We start from the raw sequence: 17314 nt of genomic DNA on the forward strand, positions 1-17314 counted from the left end.
GGAAGTTATAATAAGTGTTTTGGCGAATAAATAAACAATATGATAGTATATTTATCGAAAAAACTAGAGATTGCGGCCGTTTTTTCGCTCGTTTTGTTAGGTATGGATGGGTTTTTATTTATATTTGCAAATCAAACAATAATATTATAAACATAGAAATGAAAAAGGCATTATTAATTGGAGCTTTAGGCTTGATGACGCTAAATGTGTTGGCGCAAGAAAAGAAATCTGAAGAAGGTTTCGTGTTTACCACGGTAAAAGAAAATCCTGTAACTTCAGTAAAAAATCAGAACCGTTCGAGTACTTGTTGGAGTTTCTCTGGTTTGGGCTTTTTAGAATCAGAATTACTTCGTATGGGTAAGGGGGAATATGATTTTTCTGAAATGTTCGTGGTTCACAAAACCATGGAGGATAGAGCGGTCAACTATGTACGTTATCATGGGGATAGTTCTTTCTCTCCGGGTGGTAGCTTCTATGATGTAATTTATTGTATGAGAAACTACGGTTTAGTGCCTCAAACTGTTATGCCGGGTATCATGTATGGTGATACATTACCTGTACACAATGAGCTTGATGCTGTAGCCGGTGCTTATGTGGACGCTATTGCAAAAGGAAAATTCAGCAAGCTAACTTCTGTATGGAAGAATGGCGTGAAGGGAATTTATGATACTTATTTAGGTCAATGTCCTGAGACTTTTTCATATCAAGGCAAAGAGTACACTCCACAAAGCTTTGTGAAATCATTGGGGTTGAATCCGGACGATTATGTATCATTGACTTCATACACTCATCATCCTTTCTATTCGAAGTTCATTCTTGAGATACAAGATAACTGGCGTAATGCTGAATCTTACAACTTACCGTTGAACGACTTTATGGAAGTGATGGATAATGCCGTTAAGAAAGGTTATACAATTGCTTGGGGTAGCGATGTTAGTGAACAAGGTTTTACTCGTGACGGAGTAGCAGTGTTGCCTGATGCTGCTAAAGGAGCTGAACTGACCGGATCGGATATGGCTCGTTGGACCGGCTTGACTGCTACCGACAAACGTAAAGAACTTACTTCAAAACCTCTTCCTGATATGGCTGTTACTCAAGAGATGCGTCAGCAAGCTTTTGATAATTGGGAAACCACAGACGATCATGGTATGTTGATCTATGGTATTGCTAAAGATCAAACCGGAAAAGAATATTTTATGGTTAAGAACTCTTGGGGCACATCAAGCAAATACAAAGGATTCTGGTATGCTTCTAAAGCGTTTGTAGCTTACAAAACAATGAACATTGTTGTTCATAAAGATGCTCTTCCAAAAGAGATCGCAAAGAAACTTGGTCTTAAATAATTTATAGACTTCACCTTATTAAAAATGCTCTTGTCACATAAAGCGACAAGAGCATTTTTTTATTATTCATTGTTTATAGAGAGTTTTCTTGTAGACCTTTTATATCGTTAAGGTAATTATTCTTCGGTCGATAAAGGTATGGGTTCGAGTAAGCTATCTGCAATAGCAATAGCGATAGAGTCGGTATCTCTAGGAACCGGTCGATAGCTTCTAGAACAGTTATAAGGTTTCTTTATAGCTTCTTTAGGTTGTCTAGGGAATTTGGCACGATAACTCTTTAAAGATTGATCTTTCAAAATCCCTTCCATGAAATAGGCGTATATCGGTAAGGCCGTACGACTACCTTGTCCCAGCTGACCGGTTCGGAAGTGTATGCTTCGATGTTCGCCACCAACCCAAGCGCCGGCTACCAATTTAGGAGTTACTCCCACAAACCAGGCATCCGAATGGTTGGATGATGTTCCCGTCTTACCGCCAAACTCCGTGTCATATTTGAATAAGTCGTATGCCCACAATGCTTGAGAGGTCCCACGAGGCTCGGTTAACCCACCTTTCAAGAGCTCTGTCATCAAGAAAGCAGTCTCATAAGGAATGGCTTGCTGAGGCTTAGGTGCTTGATATTCGTATAAGACTTTTCCATCTTTGTCCTCTATGCGAGTCACTAGAACCGGATCGTTTTGCACGCCATCGTTAATGACTGTACTATAGGAATCGATGAGTTCCAACAAATCAACATCCGACGCCCCTAAGCTCATAGCCGGAGTCTCTTCGAGAGTCGTTTTTATTCCCATAGCCTTTGCAATTCGTGTAATTGCAGGGAGGCCGACTTCTTTAGCGACTTGTACGGCAATGGTGTTGACCGACTGAGCAAACGCACATTTCAATGACATGGTGTCGCCCGTTGCTCCACCATTGGCATTGTGTGGAATCCACTTAGCCGGCTTACCATCTTCAAGAACATCCCAAACCACGCTTTGGTCAATGCGTTCATCGCAAGGAGACATCCCAGCCTCCATTCCTGCAGCATAGACAAATAGTTTGAAGGTAGATCCCGGTTGACGTTTAGCCAATACTTTATCATATTTCCATGAGCCGAAATTGATATCACCCACCCAAGCTTTAACAAATCCGGTTTGTGGTTCCATCGCCATAAATCCCGTGTGCATGAATCGTTCCATATATCGAATGGAGTCCATGGTGCTAATGGTAGTATCCCGACTTCCTGTTTTATAATCAAAGACTTTTAGTCGATGCGGTTTATTTAAGTAATAATCGATAGAGTCTTTCTGATTGGGGTATTTTTCTTCCAATAGCTTATACGCTAAGGTGCGTTTGGCTAGATTCTCGATGAAGTTGGGAATCTCTTTATTGGTCTTGTCCCTCCAAGGATTTTCTTTTCCCCAGTGATTGTCGAAATTGCGTTGAACCACCCTCATGTGTTTATCTACGGCAGCTTCGGCATATTTTTGCATGCGTGTGTCTAGAGTTGTGTAGATCCTTAACCCGTCGGCATATAGGTCAATATCATTCTCTTTGCACCACTCTTTCAATCGTTCGGCAACCGCCTCACGGAAGTATAGAGCTTGTCCGTCGTAGTTCGTTTCGATGTTGTAATTTAAGTGGATTGGAATCTGTCGGAGTGAGTCGTGCTCTGCTCGTGTGATGACGTGATGGGTCATCAAATTATCTAAAACCACATTTCGACGTTTCAGACTATTTTTAGGATTTAACCGCGGATTGTAGGTCGTTGTCGCTTTTAATAAGCCGACCAGTGTTGCCGCTTGTTCGTAAGTGATCTCGTTGGGCGTCGTATGAAAATAGGTCTTTGCTGCCGTTTTTATGCCATACGCATTGCTACCAAAGTCGACCGTGTTCAGATACATGGTCAAGATTTCCTCCTTACTGTAGAAACATTCAATTTTTACGGCAGTAATCCACTCCTTAGACTTCATGATCAAGAGTTTAAACCCGGGGACTTTTCCTAATAATCCCGTGGAATACTGCGATCGTACCTTAAACATGTTTTTCACTAACTGTTGCGTAATGGTACTGGCTCCACGAGCATCACCTTTTGCCATATCTTTTATGGCGGCAAAGACCCCTTGAATGTCGATGCCAAAGTGATCGTAGAATCGTTCATCCTCTGTGCATACCAGAGTTTTGATGAGTTTTGGAGAGATCTCTTCATATTTTACCGGACTTCGGTTTTCGCGGAAATATTTTCCGATCAGATGTCCATCGGCGCTATAAATTTCCGACGCTATAGGTTGGTTTGGATTATGAATGCTCGATAATCCAGGTGATTTACCAAAGAGCCATAAGAAATTAATATCGACCATGATGAGATACATCACGAAGATAACGATGAAAGAGATAATGGAAAGATAAGTTTTTTTATACCAACGGGCACCGTGGTAAAGATTCTTGTACCAAGCCCAGAAGGCTTTAGATTTTTCGATGAGGTAATGGAGAGCGCTTTTTGTGCGTGAGACCCATTTTTGGGCATCAAATCTTATCATAGATTTTTGTTATAAAATTGCACAATATCAATGAACTTAATCGGCAAAAGCCTTTGCGTTCGTTTTTAAATACTTACACTGAAGCATTTATGTTGATCCTTTAAAATAGGTCTGTACTAAAAAAGAGGAAACTTAAAGCAAGCTTCCTCTTTTTTCATTATAATGAAATAATGCTTATTTCTTGTTACGGTTACCGTAGCGGCTCATGAACTTATCAACACGTCCAGCTGTATCTACCAATGTAGATTTACCTGTATAGAACGGGTGAGAAGTGTTTGAAATTTCAATTTTGATAACAGGGTAAGTTTCACCTTCAAATTCAATAGTTTCTTTTGTGTTAGCTGTTGAACGAGACAAAAACATATCACCGTTTGACATATCTTTGAATACTACCGGGCGGTATGATTCTGGATGAATACCTTTTTTCATTTCAGTATTTACTTTAAAATTATTATTTTATTACTATCTTGGTAAAGAATAGTGTAATGGTCACTTTTCAGTGCGCAAAGATAGGTGTTTTCTTTGGAAACAAAAAACTTTCTAGAGAAATTCATCTAAATAAAAGATAAAAAATAAGAAGATTAACACTTTCTTCTTGTTCTCTGGTAAAAGTTTGCGTAGAACCTTTTCTCTGCTTTATGTCTTTTTGAACCTTTTAATCGTCTCAATGGTTTTCTAAATGAAGAGCTTTTCTAAATGAAAAATCCTTTTTATTATATTTTTCTTTTCATCGTTTCTTTTATTAGAAGTATAATTCGTATTTTTGCAATGAATTTATTCACTAACAATAAACTTTAAACAAAATGATTAATTACAAAGATTTAGGCCTTGTAAACACAAGAGAGATGTTTGCAAAAGCTATTAAAGGTGGATATGCTATTCCGGCTTTCAACTTTAACAATATGGAACAGTTGCAGGCTATCGTAAAGGCTGCTGTTGAAACTAAATCTCCGGTAATCCTTCAGGTATCTAAAGGTGCCCGTCAATATGCTAACCAAACTTTGCTTCGTTATATGGCTGAAGGTGCTGTAGAATATGCAAAAGAATTAGGTTGTGCAAAACCTGAAATCGTTCTTCACCTTGACCACGGTGATTCTTTCGAAACATGTAAATCATGTATCGATATGGGATTCTCTTCAGTAATGATCGACGGTTCTCATCTTCCATACGATGAAAACGTTGCTTTGACTAAGAAAGTGGTAGAATACGCTCACCAATTCGACGTAACTGTAGAAGGTGAACTTGGCGTATTGGCAGGTGTTGAAGACGAAGTTTCTTCAGATCACCACACTTATACTGAACCAGACGAAGTCGTTGACTTTGTGACTAAGACAGGTTGCGATAGCTTGGCTATCTCTATCGGTACTTCTCACGGAGCTTACAAATTTACTCCGGAACAATGTCATATCGATCCTGCAACAGGACGTATGGTTCCTCCTCCATTGGCATTTGATGTATTGGATGGTGTAATGAAAGAACTTCCAGGATTCCCTATCGTTCTTCACGGATCATCTTCAGTTCCTGAAGAAGAAGTGGCTACAATCAACAAATATGGTGGTGCTTTGAAAGCTGCTATTGGTATTCCTGAAGAAGAATTGCGTAAAGCAGCTAAATCTTCTGTTTGTAAAATCAATATCGACTCAGATAGCCGTTTGGCTATGACTGCTGCTATCCGTGAAGTTTTCGCTACTAAACCAGCTGAGTTTGACCCACGTAAATACTTAGGTCCTGCTCGTGACAACATGGAAAAACAGTACAAGCACAAGATTATCAACGTTCTTGGTTCTGATAACAAATTAGCAGAATAAGTCGTTAGACTATCTCTATAAGTATAAAGCCGTTCACTATTTAGTGGACGGCTTTTTTTGTTTCGTAGAATGGCGATATGGATGTGCAGGATATTGTTCGTCTTTTTTTTTAATAAGGTCGGAGCTTTATTGTCATACGGTGGGAACTCCATTGCTATACGGTCAAACTTTCATTCTCGTGCGGTCGGAACTAAAGTGCCAAACCGGGAAAATAAAATCTCGATTGGTGGTGTTTTTTTAGAAGCATTGATATTCGATGGCTGACATTGAATTCGAATTTGTTCGGATAAGGATTTCGATCTTTCTGTATCTGTCAATCTCTACTTCTAACAAAACGATAAAACAGAAGCTTGTTGTCATTCAGTTGGCGTATTATGATTTTATATTATCTTTGCGGCCGGACTAAGTTTTAATCTTTACTATGGAATGGCGTCTGTTGATTTTCCCACACAACGTTTTTGTGTGATCTAAATGTTACCTTAAATGACTTGACTGTTTTTATTCTACAATGAAGAAACCGATATTTTCTGAAATAAAAGGACTAAATGAAGAATTGTTTAAAGAACTTTTCGTGTATTATTATCCGAAAATGAAAGCATTTCTTTTGGGCTTTATTGATGATGAAATGCAGGTTGAAGATATGGTTCAAGAACTTTTCGCCAAAATATGGGAACTTCGAGCGGGATTGGAGATTAAAAATGTGAATGCATATTTATTTAAAGCGGCAAGAAACTTATTATATAAATATTGGTTAGATCTAAACCATAAATCGGCTTGCATTGATGATTTTCCTGAGATCGTTTCTACAGATGATATAGAGGCATTTATATTTAAAGAGGAAATGCTTAGAAAGATTTATGTGGAATTGGGCAAATTACCGACTAAACGCAAAAAGATCTTTATCATGAGTCGAATGAATCAGTTATCAAATCATGAAATCGCTTCTAAGTTACATTTGTCGCCTCGAACAGTAGAGACTCAAATTTATTTTGTGCTCAAAAGGTTGAGAGGAGTCTTGAAAACATTGATTCTCTGGAGTTGGTTTGGATTATTTATAAATTTAGTGTATCTACGATGATGAAAAAACAAAAACGTATAGATTTGATTTTTCAAACCTGGAAGAAGGCTCACGGGATTCCAAAATATAATGCTGTTTTCTTTAGATGGTTGTTTAATAACTCTGAAAGAAAAGGGAAACAAGAAGCATTATATCAGATTTGGAATGAAACAGAGGCTGTGGCTGATCAAAAAACTCACGATACATTGGATGAATTATTGAAGACCGATGCAGCAACGGGAGCTACAAAATTGGTCTTACCGAACGGTCATAAGAATGGTTTTAAGTTATTCTTAAAATATGCTGCGATTTTTTTATTGCCACTTGCGTCATCTTTACTGACTTGGTCCTATCTTTCTGCTCAACATGAAGATGTGGAGTTTATTGAATGTTATGTAGAGAAGGGGTGTCAACAGTCGATTACTTTGGCTGATGGTACGATTGTGAAATTGAACTCAGGCTCTTATTTGAGTTATCCGAATAAATTTATTGGTTCAAAAAGGGGGGTATATCTATTAGGTGAGGCTTATTTCTCTGTGAAAAAGAACGAAGACAAACCTTTTGTGGTCGATGTTGGTAATCTTAAAATTCAAGTTGTTGGGACTAAATTTAATGTGAATGCCTATCCGGATAATAAAGAAATTCTCACTACGCTTGTGGCTGGCTGTGTAAAGATCTGCCAGCGAAATGATGTAACCAAAATCTTTACTTTGCATCCTAATGAACAGCTAAAGTATGATAAGGAAAACCATACTTTTGTACAAAATAAGGTAGATCTATATTATCCCCTGTTATGGCTTGAAGGATCTATGGTGTTGGAATCTAAAACATTACCGGAGATATTAACGGCCTTGGAACGACAATTTAAAATGGATTTTGTCCTTTTAAATAAGAGTGTTTCACCAGAAAAATATAAAGTGATCATTCAAAAAGAGGACACATTAAATGATGTTATGGGTATTTTATCTAATTTGATTAAAGGCTTCTCGTACGAAATAAAAAATAATTCAGTTCTAGTTAGTGTTAAAGAAAGATAAAATCCAGACCTTTCTTACGTAGGATTTACAAAGGAGGACTCTATATCTGTGTTCGTTTAACTTTGTAAAGAAAGGAGGTTTTTATTTTAGAAAAAGAGATGTAGACTTATTGGCAAGTCTATATGTCTCACATCGTCGTTTTATTATCATCATTTTTGAATTGTTTTGAATTAGTTTTTATTAAAAATGTATAACCATGACTTTAAAATCTAAATGGCGAGTATCTCGTCTAATTAATAAAAAAACACAGCTGTTTATTCTTTTTATAACTCTCTCTCTAGGAATACTTCAGGCACAAAATGCACACATCACGCTAACCTTAAAGTCTGAACCTCTAACCAAGGCTTTGACAGAAATTGAGAAAGTGTCTAAGATGCCTGTTAATTACAAACTTAGTGATTTGAATATTAAAAAGAAGATTAGTGTTGATCTTAAGAATTCTCCTATTCGTGAAGCTTTAAATCGTATTTTAGATGGCACAGGTCTTTCTTATAAGATAGAAGATAGACGCATTTTTGTCTTTCGGGAAGTGAAGCAGAAAATGCAAAAAATAGAAGGTTTGATTCGAGATAATGAGGGTCAGCCTTTGATCGGTGTGAATGTTAAACTGAAAGGAAGTAATCATGGAGTTGTGACTGATTTGGATGGAAAGTTCCAACTAAATGCTTCTTTAAATTCCTTTTTAGTTATTTCTTATATCGGTTATAAAACTCGTGAAGTCGAGATTGTCAAAACCAATCTTGAGGATATTGTTTTGAATGAGGACTCAGAAGTTCTTGATGAAGTGGTTGTCACGGCTCTGGGCATTAAGCGTAGTGAAAAGGCTTTAGCTTATAACGTACAAAAGATTAATGCCGATGATTTAAATTCTGTGAAAAGCGCTAATTTTATGAATTCATTGGTTGGTAAAGTTGCGGGAGTCACCATTCAAAACTCTGCCACAGGTATGGGAGGGACAACTAAAGTTGTGATGCGTGGATCTAAATCATTGACGAAGAGTAATAATGCACTTTATGTCATTGATGGTATTCCGATGAAAAACACAAGCTTTAGTAATTCGAGTGGATTTTTGGTCGGAAGTCTTGGTGGAACTGAATCGGCAGCAGATATCAATCCTGAGGATATTGAAAGTGTATCTATGTTGACCGGACCTTCGGCTGCAGCCTTATATGGCTATGATGGTGCCAATGGAGTTGTGTTAATCACAACTAAAAAGGGAATTGAAGGTAAGGTGAAAATTGCGGTTTCTAGTAGCGTAATGTGTTCTAATGTCGCTAGTTTATATGAGACTCAAAATAGATATGGTAATCTCAGCGGAGATTTCGAAAGCTGGGGAGATAAACTAGGAACCCCATCTCTTTACAATCCTAAAGAATTTTTTAAGACTGGAATGGATGTCATAAACTCATTGACATTGACTACGGGTACAAAGACAAATCAGACTTATGTGTCAGCTTCGACAACTAACTCCAATGGTATTTTGCCTAATAGCAAATATAACAGATATAACTTTTCGGTTCGCAATACCTCTAGTTTTTGCAAAGATAAAATAGAGCTAGATTTAAATGCCAATTATATTATTCAGAATAATACGAATCTAATTGGCCAAGGACAGTATTTCAATCCGTTACAAGCAGTCTACCTCTTTCCTCGCGGTGAGAACTTTGATGCAGTAAGAATGTATCAGAGGTTTGATACCTCTAGGAGCATTTATACTCAATATTGGCCTTATGGCGATCAAGGTATGGCGATGCAAAATCCGTATTGGACGATGAATAAAATGGAAGCTAAGTCTTCAAAGAAAAGATATATGTTATCTGCCGGGCTGACTTACCGAGTGGCTAAAGGTGTGGATCTATCCGGACGTATTAAGGTAGATAATACATACTATGTAAACACACACAAACGTAATGCTTCGACTTTGACGCTACTTTCGGGGCCTAATGGTTATTATTCGGAAATGATGAGAGAGGATGCGAATACTTATGCCGATCTGTTGTTGAATATTGATAAAGATTTTGCTACGGATTGGAATGTGAATGCTAATATTGGAACATCATTCGATGATTTGCAAATTAGAGGGTTGAATGCCGGACTTAACTTAGGAAATATACCTAACTTATTCACTCTACAAAATGTGAAAGAAGAATATCGAGTGGGAGCTGGCCATAATAAGAGTAGACATCAAACTCAAAGTGTATTTGCTAATGTTGAATTGAACTATAAGAAAACTTATTATTTGACGTTGACCGGTAGAAATGACTGGGATTCTAATTTGGCTTATAGTGATCAACTTTCGTTCTTCTACAAGTCTGCCGGAGGATCTGTTATTATTTCTGAGTTATGTAAGCTTCCCAACTGGATTCGTTATGCGAAATTAAGAGGATCTTATGCTGAGGTGGCTACCGCATTTAGCCAATATTTGTCTAATCCATATTATGAGTATGACGTTAATACTAAACAGTTTAATACTTCGGCTAAACTTCCGGCTCACCATTTGAAACCTGAAGAATCGAAGTCTTGGGAAATCGGATGTAACTTAGTCTTATTCGATGACTTTAGATTTGATGCGACGTATTATCATTCGAATACATTAAATCAATCGTTCTATGTGGCTCTTTCTCCGGCTTCCGGTTATACGTCTGCTCTGGTTCAGGCTGGTAATGTGGAAAATAAAGGACTAGAAATGGCTTTGAGTTACGGACGCGATTGGGGCAACTTTAGATGGGATACGAGTTTGACTTATACGATGAATCGCAATAAAGTTCTAAAATTAGCGAATGGGGCTCTTAACCCTGAGACCGGTGAGCCTATCACAATGGATGAAATGCCCGTGGCTCATTTGGGAAAACCGGGTCGCGGTGCTGAGGTTATTCTTCGTCCTGGTCAATCAATGGGGGAAATTTATGTTCGTCATGGGTTGATGCAAGATGGTAATAATGAAATCGTGGTCGATGGAAACGGAAATCTGACGGTTGAAACTTATAAAGAGCCTAAACATATCGGATCATTATTGCCTAAATATAATGTTGGTATGAGTAATAGCTTTTCTTATAAGGGGTTGAACTTGAACATTGTCCTTTCTGCACGTGTCGGTGGACTTGTCACTTCGGTTACTCAAGGTATTCTCGATTACTATGGAGTGTCTAAGGCTTCTGCTGATGCCCGTGATGCCGGTGGAGTTATTGTTAATCGCTTTAATGCGCCTGTTGACGCTAAAAAATATTATCAGACTGTTGGCGGTGGAGAAGGAGGAGTTGCTCAATATTATATGTATGATGCAACAAATATTCGTTTGCAAGAAGTGAATTTGTCTTATACGTTTCCTCGCAAGTGGTTTAATAATCGATTTAATCTAAAGGCTGGGATTATCGCACGAAATTTAGCGATGATTTATTGCAAAGCCCCTTTTGATCCTGAATTATCTGCTGCAACTAGTTCTACTTTCTATCAGGGAGTTGACTATTTTATGCAACCATCAACGAGATCAATCGGATTTAATTTTAAACTAGAATTCTAAACATGAGTAAGCTATGAGGAAAATATATTTATTATTGATTGTGTTTTTGATGGGCTTGAGCTTATCTACATCTTGTACTGACAAATTTGAGGAATATAATACTGAACCGTATGCTCCAACTGAACTTGATGTTTCATTATTATTTTATAATCTGATCGATCCTTCTCTTTTTGTGCAAATTAATAATCATCAGCATACCGAACAAATGATCGGACTAGATTATGGAGGGTATTTGAGTATGACGAATGCTTGGACTCACATGACTTTTGGATCGTATAACCCCAATGATGGCTGGATAGAAAAGACATATTCTGATATCTTTTCTCGTTTCTATGCTAATTTCTTTAAAGTTGAGAAAGCGACTAAAAAGGAAGGTCATTTTTATGCTTTTGCATTGCTGCTTAGGGTAAGTGCTATGCATCGATTGGTCGATACTTTTGGTCCTATCCCGTATAGTAAAGTTAAGAATGGGGTCTCTCAACCGGAATTTGATTCTGTGGAAGAGGTTTATAAACATATGTTTGAGGATCTTAATTTTGCTATTCAAGGATTAGGTGAATTTGTTAAAGCTAATCCTACTTTCAAACCGATGGAAGGGAAAGATATTATTTATAATGGTGATTATTCTAAATGGTTGAAATATGCCAACTCGTTAAAACTTCGCTTGGCGATGCGAATGGCTAATGTTGATCCTATTGATGCTCAAAAATATGCTGAAGAGGCTGTCGCTAGTCCTTACGGATTGATCTCGACTAATGCTGATAATGCTTATCGTAAACTTGAAAGTATGGTAAATCCGTATTATGGTATTGCTGTTAATTGGGGAGATTCACGTGTTAATGCAACAATAGCTTCGTACATGAATGGTTATGAGGATCCTCGTCGTGAATCTTATTTTACTAGTTCAACGTTTACTGATCCTAATATTCAAAATGGATATATTGGTGTTAGGGCGGGGAATAATGGTATCAATAAGAATGCATCGGTCTTTTATTCAATGCCAAACTTTGAATCTAAACAAGATGTTTGTTTGTTTAGAGCTGCAGAAACGGCTTTTCTTAAAACAGAAGGCGCATTGCGTGGCTGGAATATGGGAGGAGATGTACAAAAGTTATATGAAGCTGCAGTAGCTATGTCTTTCGATGAGTACGGCCTTTCTTCAAAATTACAAGATTACCTCAATGATGAGACGAGAGTACCTGCCGATTATAATAATCCTAAAAGTATCGGTAATTATAGCGTTCGTTCTAAGATCACTATAAAATGGAGAGAAGCTGATGTTTTTGAGAAGAAACTAGAACGTATTATTACTCAAAAGTGGATTGCCAATTATCCTTTGGGATACGAGGGATGGGCTGATTTTAGACGTACGGGGTATCCTGAAATTTTTCCGGCATTAAATAATTTAAGTAATGGAACAGTGAATGATGTACGTCGCGCGCGTCGTGTATCTTATCCTTCTATTGAATACAAAACAAACAAAGATAATGTAGAATATGCCGTAAGTAATTTGTTGGGAGGTCCCGATAATATGGGAACTGATTTATGGTGGGCTAAGAAAAACTAATAATCTTATAATCGATTGATACAATGAAGAAAATATATAAACTCAATTTACTAATCGCATCGTTCTTCGTATTGCTTGCAACGTCGTGCGAAGAGTGGACCGAAGTAGAAACAAAAGATTTTTTTGAGAACACAAAAACTGAAGAATATTATGCCAATCTGAGGGCTTATAAGAAAAGTGATCATTCCATATCTTTTGGATGGTATTCTAAATGGTTTTGTAATGGACCGATTGGGGTGAACTATCTAATGGGGTTACCAGATAGCCTTGACATTGTTTCAATGTGGGGAGGTTCAACTCCTTCATCAGAGGCTCATATTAGAGATCGTGATGAGGTTAGAAGACTTAAAGGAACTCGAATGGTCGATGTTATTCTTTTGAAAGGAATTGATGAAGAAAAATGGAATTGGTCGTATGAAGATAACGGTGAATCTGCTGTTAGAGCATATGCTCGTTCGTTGGTGGATTCTCTTGAGAAAAATCGTTTAGATGGACTTGATATTGACTATGAACCTCATTATGGATCAAAGGGTAATATTGTACAATATAAGGATCGCGTGTTTTATTTTGTCGATGAGTTGAGTAAATATCTTGGCCCTAAGTCGGGAACTGGTCGATTACTAATTGTTGATGGTGAACCTCAAGCTATGCCTAAAGAAACCGGGCCGATGTTTGATTATTTTGTTGTACAAGCTTATAAATGCCATAACGATGCCAATTTAGATTCTCGATTAAGTCGAACTATTCAGAATTTTGATGGTATTCTTACGCCTGAGGAGGTGACTATAAAATACGTTGTTACAGAAACTTTTGAAAGTGGTGGAATCAAAGACTATACGGATAGAGATGGCAATAAATATGAATGGTCTTTGCAAGGGATGTATAATTGGAAACCTAAAACAGGGGTGCGTATTGGTGGGTTTGGTACATATAAAATGGAGAATGCGTTTATGTGTACAACTATACCTTGGCAATTGTATCGAGAGGGTATTCAAACCCTAAATCCTTCAAAGTAAATGGATCGTTTAATAAAATGAATTGAAAATGGAAAGAAATATATTATCAATATGGTTGTTGGCTGTTCTTGTCGTTCTCTCATCGTGTGATGGTGATTATAAGGCTATTAAGAATGGAGCTTTTTTTGAAGAAGCGGTAACATTGACAGGAAAAAAAGTCTTGGTTACTGAAAATGGAGGAACGACTAATCTAAAAGTTCGATTGGCCGACAAAGTGAATAAAGATATAACGCTTACATTAGAAGTAGATGAGTCTGTCCTTGAAAATTTTAACCGTAAGAAAGGAACTGAATATAAAGTTCTGCCGGCTGAGTTTTATGAATTCGATGCGCATCCTATTATCTCTGCTAATAAGATTGAATCAGATTTTTTGCCTATTCATATCAAACCTTTTTCAAAAGAACTTGATAACACGGGACTAAAATATGCAATTCCATTGCGTATTGTCTCTACAAACGGAGGTTTTTTACCTATAGGTGATGAAGCTTGTTTTGTTGTGATGCTCGATCAGATCATTGTGACGAAAGCTTTTGTCCTGAAATCTAGTGAAAGCATTAAACTTAAACTAAAGGAACTTGAGAGTGATGAGTCGGTAGTGATGCCCAATTTTACAATTGAGTTTTGGTTGTGTCCAACGGCTAAGGGGCATGGCCTGTTTGCCAATGGTTATGGAGAAGGGGATACTAATGAGGTTTGGTTTACGTTGTTCAATTGGAATACTAATGATCAACCCGGGGTGAAAATGAGAAATAACTATTTCAATTCTGGAGTTAAAGTGAAATTTAGGAAATGGCAACACATAGCTTTAACTTATAATGGCGTCACCGGTAGTTCGAAGATTTATATTGATGGAAAATTATGTATTGAGCGTTCAATCGCATCTGGGCCTTTCTTATTTAAACCATGGGTGAGTGGATCTAACGCTGGTAGTTCATGGCTTGGAGTGCGAGAGTATCGCATTTGGAATATAGAACGATCTCAAGGACAAATAGAGAATAATATGGAATCTGTCGATCCATTGTCTACGGGACTTCTTGGATATTGGAAAATGAATGAAGGAACGGGAGCAGTTTTCAACGATTGTTCGGGCAATGCTAAAGAGGGATTTATACTCAACAAAAACCAAGTCATCACAGAAGGTGAATGGGTAGAATATCGCTCTGATACTGAGGATGTAATGAAAGAATAAAATATAATACTCCTTTATCGTTTGAGATTAAAGTTTGTTAGTCGATTAATACTGAACGAACTTGATTATATTAGAAAACTGCAGGATTTAGACTATTGAGGTTTAATTTTTGCAGTTTTCCTTTTCAAGAGAAAATTATCTTTGGAGGTTGGCACTATTATTCTATTTAAGAGAATTGGTCAATAGGGGTTCTTAGACCAGAGCTTGAACTTTTCTTTTGATGATTTGTTTTTAATTCTGTATCCGATAATTGAGAGGAAGTTTAAATGGCATCTTGACCTTCATTTTGGGCTTCAATTAATGTTATGACAGGTCGTGAGTATCTCTTATTGTTATAATGAAGTGAACGGTGCTTTTTGACCCGGATGATTTTCTGAAGGGCCCTTCCTCTCTTCCTTTTTATTCAATATAAACCTCAAACGTATGATTTTTGAAATTGAATTTTTATGTTCCGATTTTCGTCCCTTGGTGGATCGAGATGAGCATTTAGTCGATTTTCTTAAACCTCTTCATGAAAAGAATGAGATTGTTCTTGCTCCATTTGAGTCAACGAGACCTACTTTTTCTATTTGGTCTCATTCTAAAAAGGAGAAATCTTCTTATATTCCTTTTTATCGTAATGTTGGGATATTGAATACTAAGAAAAATTCCAAATCAACTTACTTTAAGGCTTGTCGATCGATTAAATTTCCGATGTTCGAGAAGCATAAGTTTGCCTTACCGTTGAAGGATTACGATTGTTCTTTATATCGTAAAGATCATCTTCGTCGGTTTTGGACGGTTAAAGATTATGGGGTGACGAATCGTTTAAAGATTGGTTTTGCTTTTGAGGTTGATTCTCTAGAGGATCAAATGCTAACGATTGATCTTGAACAAAAGAAGACTTATGAGTTGCTGAAGCTATTACTGGAAATGCCTGTGAAGGTTAAGCCGAATAAAGTGACTATTCCATTGAGTGGGTTATTGCAATGGATGGCTAAAACCATTACAAACTCGACAAAATGTAAAGTGAAATATAGAAACTCTGGGTCTATTCATCCTGATGTCGAGAAAGAGGGAGCTACCGCTGTATTGCTGTATAAGAAAGGGGAACTGAAGCAACTGCCTAGAGATACTCGTGAGTTTAAGATACCCAATAATATAAGTGACTTTAGAATTTCTTATTATGATTATGAGGTAAAAGCCTTTAATGATCAGATTCGTGTTTATTTTATTGAGTATCAAGATGGCGTTGCTGAGGACTTCTTTCATAAACTTAAAGATTGTTTGTTGAAGCAACGGGCAAATTATACGTTTCTTCACAACATGTTATTAAAGACCGGTGTCCCTCGCATAAAGCATCGGGGATTTGTGAATTCTTTAGTTTCTGAATTGCTTAAGGTTAAGAACGATCGATATTTTGGATGTATTGATCTGGATGAGCAAGATCGCGGAGAAGTATTCGATCTGGATCGACGTCTGGAGATTGAAAACGAACTGTTGAATTATAATCTGAACTGTTGATTTATCTGAACTGTTGATTTATAAAGAGGTTTGAGTATGGAATTAGATGTTCTATTGAAATTATTTGATAATCGGCTCTCTTCAAAGTTGTTAGTAGTCTTAGCTCTTTTCGGTTTAGCATTGTCGTTCTACTCCGTCAACCAGAGATTGGATGATGATGTAGAAAAGAAAATCAGATTGATTAAAGAGTGGAAGGAGATTGGCTCTGATAAAGCCTTAAGCCCTGAGGCGATAGAGGCTGTTTATGATCAGCTGCTTGATCAGTTGGAACAACCTGCCGGAGGCGTAGAATCTTTCTTCTTGTCTGCTAAAAATAATTCGAATGGATTTCTCGAAACATTGGCTCTGAAGTTCGTAACCGGTGCTTTGTTGTTTTTGTTTGTTTATGGAGCAAATGTTATGTGGCTGCTCTTTTCATATAATGGAAAAGGGAAAATAAAACATCTGCTTTTAGCGAGAATCCATTATGTCTATATCTTTCTGGTCTTAGGTACTATTAATGCATTAATCCCTTTTGTTTCTGTGGAGGTTAACTATCTTTTCTTTCCTTCTATTTTAACGTTAGTTGTAGCAATCGTCGTTTTGTTAAAAGATGAACAAGATAAGAGAAGAAAAGAGGTGATGAAGAATTCTAAGATCTTATTGAATAACTCATAGTGCGTTCTAAGTTGTGGAAGGAGAAATATAAAAAGCCGTTCCGAATAGCTCGAAACGACTTTTTACCTCTAATTAAAAATCCAACTTTAATGAACGAC

The 17314-nt window shown here is 37.2% G+C and carries 12 protein-coding genes; 10 read left to right on the forward strand and 2 right to left on the reverse strand.

The window, feature by feature from the left end; all coding sequences use genetic code 11:
* Nucleotides 1-158 precede the first annotated feature (158 nt).
* Nucleotides 159-1343: a C1 family peptidase gene (locus tag AC4PG5_RS13495; protein ID WP_492029378.1), complete on the forward strand. Its 1185-nt coding sequence runs from the start codon at nucleotides 159-161 to the stop codon at nucleotides 1341-1343.
* Nucleotides 1344-1459: 116 nt separating this feature from the next.
* Here the strand turns inward: AC4PG5_RS13495 and AC4PG5_RS13500 are convergent, their stop codons facing one another.
* Together AC4PG5_RS13500 and AC4PG5_RS13505 are read right to left on the reverse strand one after the other, a co-directional pair.
* Entirely contained in the window at nucleotides 1460-3862 is a 2403-nt protein-coding gene (locus tag AC4PG5_RS13500) for a transglycosylase domain-containing protein (RefSeq protein WP_492029379.1), read from the reverse strand.
* A 174-nt stretch (nucleotides 3863-4036) separates the two neighbouring features.
* On the reverse strand, nucleotides 4037-4291 hold the full coding sequence (locus AC4PG5_RS13505; RefSeq protein ID WP_492029380.1) for a type B 50S ribosomal protein L31: 255 nt from the start codon (nucleotides 4289-4291) through the stop codon (nucleotides 4037-4039).
* A gap of 374 nt (nucleotides 4292-4665) precedes the next feature.
* Between AC4PG5_RS13505 and AC4PG5_RS13510 the strand changes: the two genes are divergently transcribed.
* From AC4PG5_RS13510 to AC4PG5_RS13550, 9 genes are all read left to right on the forward strand, one after another.
* A complete protein-coding gene (locus AC4PG5_RS13510) occupies nucleotides 4666-5670 on the forward strand; it encodes a class II fructose-bisphosphate aldolase (protein WP_492029381.1) in 1005 nt (334 codons plus the stop codon).
* Nucleotides 5671-6178: 508 nt separating this feature from the next.
* Complete coding sequence (locus tag AC4PG5_RS13515) at nucleotides 6179-6748, forward strand: sigma-70 family RNA polymerase sigma factor (RefSeq protein ID WP_492029382.1); 570 nt, start codon at nucleotides 6179-6181, stop codon at nucleotides 6746-6748.
* Complete coding sequence (locus tag AC4PG5_RS13520) at nucleotides 6745-7764, forward strand: FecR family protein (RefSeq protein ID WP_492029383.1); 1020 nt, start codon at nucleotides 6745-6747, stop codon at nucleotides 7762-7764. The genes AC4PG5_RS13515 and AC4PG5_RS13520 overlap by 4 nt, the downstream gene beginning before the upstream one ends.
* A 196-nt stretch (nucleotides 7765-7960) precedes the next feature.
* On the forward strand, nucleotides 7961-11284 hold the full coding sequence (locus tag AC4PG5_RS13525; RefSeq protein ID WP_492029384.1) for a SusC/RagA family TonB-linked outer membrane protein: 3324 nt from the start codon (nucleotides 7961-7963) through the stop codon (nucleotides 11282-11284).
* 13 nt (nucleotides 11285-11297) lie between these two features.
* Entirely contained in the window at nucleotides 11298-12851 is a 1554-nt protein-coding gene (locus tag AC4PG5_RS13530; protein ID WP_492029385.1) for a SusD/RagB family nutrient-binding outer membrane lipoprotein, read from the forward strand.
* A 23-nt stretch (nucleotides 12852-12874) separates the two neighbouring features.
* Nucleotides 12875-13867: a glycoside hydrolase family 18 gene (locus AC4PG5_RS13535; protein ID WP_492029386.1), complete on the forward strand. Its 993-nt coding sequence runs from the start codon at nucleotides 12875-12877 to the stop codon at nucleotides 13865-13867.
* A gap of 28 nt (nucleotides 13868-13895) precedes the next feature.
* Nucleotides 13896-15056 (forward strand): DUF1735 and LamG domain-containing protein, encoded by a 1161-nt coding sequence (locus tag AC4PG5_RS13540; protein WP_492029387.1) that lies wholly within the window; start codon nucleotides 13896-13898, stop codon nucleotides 15054-15056.
* Nucleotides 15057-15479: 423 nt separating this feature from the next.
* Nucleotides 15480-16559, forward strand: a complete 1080-nt coding sequence (locus AC4PG5_RS13545; RefSeq protein ID WP_492029388.1) for a hypothetical protein — start codon at nucleotides 15480-15482, stop codon at nucleotides 16557-16559.
* A 36-nt stretch (nucleotides 16560-16595) separates the two neighbouring features.
* The gene (locus tag AC4PG5_RS13550) at nucleotides 16596-17216 is read left to right on the forward strand and encodes a hypothetical protein (RefSeq protein ID WP_492029389.1); all 621 of its coding nucleotides are present in this window, start codon (nucleotides 16596-16598) and stop codon (nucleotides 17214-17216) included.
* Nucleotides 17217-17314 lie beyond the last annotated feature (98 nt).

Source organism: Bacteroides sp. QWL-09, from assembly GCF_058683585.1.